The organism is Streptomyces sp. NPDC058051 (genome assembly GCF_042885475.1).
Taxonomy (GTDB): Bacteria; Actinomycetota; Actinomycetes; order Streptomycetales; family Streptomycetaceae; genus Streptomyces.
This window is the reverse complement of sequence record NZ_JBHVRW010000070.1, coordinates 1-2242: the sequence shown is the minus strand read 5'-3', so window position 1 is coordinate 2242 and position 2242 is coordinate 1. Positions and strand designations below refer to the sequence as shown.

General features: G+C 69.2%; 2 pseudogenes. One reads left to right on the top strand and one right to left on the bottom strand.

The features are described 5' to 3' along the window. A pseudogene (locus tag ACFVUT_RS37610) lies at positions 1-383 on the bottom strand (hypothetical protein); the annotation flags it as partial. 828 nt (positions 384-1211) lie between these two features. Between ACFVUT_RS37610 and ACFVUT_RS37605 the strand changes: the two are divergent. Further along, positions 1212-2242: pseudogene (locus ACFVUT_RS37605) on the top strand (hypothetical protein); the annotation flags it as partial.

Here is a 2242-nt window from a genome sequence, read left to right as displayed (position 1 = left end):
TCCTCACGGAAGGCCTGCACGATGCTGCGCGGCCAGTGCTCCACGCCATGGATGTCGACCGAGTGCGGCACGATGCGAGGGTCCGTCGCGTACCCGTCCCAGGTCCGGGGCGTCACACCCAGTTCGGCGGCGGCCTCCTGGCGGTCCAGGAGCATGGCGGGGTCATCAGCGGACGGCAGAACCGGCACGGGCTCACCAGCGAGGTGGGCGGCGGTCTGGCCGCCGTCCCACAACAGGGTGCGGGCGCCGGCGGAGCTGATGGGCTTCGGGAAACCGGCCGCAGCGTACGGCTTCTTGTTCCGGAACGTGCCCATGGCCATGCCCATGTCCCGAGCGAGCAGCTCCCGGGTACGTACCAGGTGCTTCCGACTTGGATGAATCACCGCTGGCTCCTTCGATGCTGGTTGACTGACCTCGCTGGCGCGCCCAGGCGCCCAAGGGACGGGAAAGAGTCGCGAGAGGTGAGCCGAACGTCGGCACCCGCTCACAACGACCATTAAAAAGATACCGCACTCTCATCAAAAGGGGAGCCCCTTCTCGCAAGCAGCGTTCTGCGCCCCTCAGGCTGCGCTGCCCTGGCACACGGCGGCAGTACCCCCTGAGGCCAAGGCAACAGCAAAACAACGGGCGGGGCGGCCCGTACGGCCCCACCCGTAAACGAGCCCACCGTCTCAGACTTGCAGATCTGGCACACCTCGATGTCAGGCTCCGTCAAGGCGATCACCGCCCCCTCTCAGGTGAGGAATCCACCCTCCACCGGACACAGGACGCAGGCCCCGCAGTGCACCAGAGCCACCGACGACGGACTGCCGCCGGTGCCCCGGCTGCTACCGGCCAGCACCCGTGCCACCCGCTCCCGCGAGCGGACTGAGAGTGCCGGCCTTTCCGCGTCCTCAGCTCAGGCTCACCGCGTAGCGCCCGTAGTTGCCCCGGAGTCCGGGGCGGGCCGGTGTGGCACCGCCGACGGAACGCCCACCCCGGGCTCAGACCGGCTGTACGCCCCTGAGGGCACCGCTCCCGCTCCCAGGCCAACCGGGATCCCGGGAGCAGGGGAACGGCGCTCAGGTACCGCCCGAACAGAAACCAGCACCACCACTCAATGACCGATACTTTCAGTAGCACTTGAAGTTGAATTTCAAGTTGACTACTGTGGGGGCTGCACCGACCGCACAGGGGAAAACCCCCAGGCTCGCCCCGGAAGGACCTGCGAGATGACTGTAAACACGCTCCCGATGCACGTACGTGAGGCACTGTCGGTCGGCGCCCCGGACCCGATGGCGGACGCTGCAGAGCGTGCGGACGCGGAGGCAGCGAAGGCATTTCGGGTCAAGGCCACACGTGCCCACGACCGTGTAGTCAAGAGGCACAAGCGGGTTGTGGCCGCGGCCGAGCGTGCCGGTAAAGCGTGGGAGCGTGCGCAGGGGCGCGCGAGCGCTGCGGAGGCGGCGGAGAGTGAGCGCGCACATGTTCGGGTGGCCGGGGCGGACGCCCTGATGTGGTCGCACACCCCCGGAACGGCGGAGTACCGCGCCGCATTTCGCACGTTCCTGACTGCCCGGTTCGACGCCGAGAATCTGCCCGCTGTGGAGGCGGCCGAGGAGGTGGCGGAGTACGTGGAGCGTGCGCGTGCGGCAGGCGCGGACGAGTGGGAGGCCGCGGACGGAAAAACGCGGACCGGCACCGCTGCGGCTCTTGAGACTGCCGATCACGCGCGCGCCGAGGTGATGATCGAATACGGGACCTTTGAGCGCTCCACCCCCGCCGGTCGCTTCGACGCCGAAACGGCGTGCGGCATCATCTGTGATCACTCTCGCGACATGTCCGCCGCCGTGCGGCACGCTGAGACCGCGGCGGAAGCTGCGGAGGCCGCAGCCGATCAGGCGGAGGCGCGGGCGGACGCTGCGGAAACGGTGGCGGATACCGAAGCGTCCGAGACGGACGCGCTGTTCACCCTGGGGACGGCGGACCGGCGACAGGTGGCGTTGGCCCGTGCTCACTGGGGCGTGTCGGGCGTCGTGGCGGAGGCTGCGACGGAGGCGGCCGAGCGTCGGTCCCATGTGGCGGCGGCCGAGGAGCGTATGGAGGCGCAGCGCGCGGCCGAGCGTCCGATCGAGCGTGAAGCGGCACAGCGGGCGGCGGAGTGTGCTGCAGCGGCGGAGGCGGCGGCGGAACACTCCGGACGAGCGGCCGAAGCGTACGAGATCACGCGTGACCTGATGATGCACACGCGGAACATCTACGC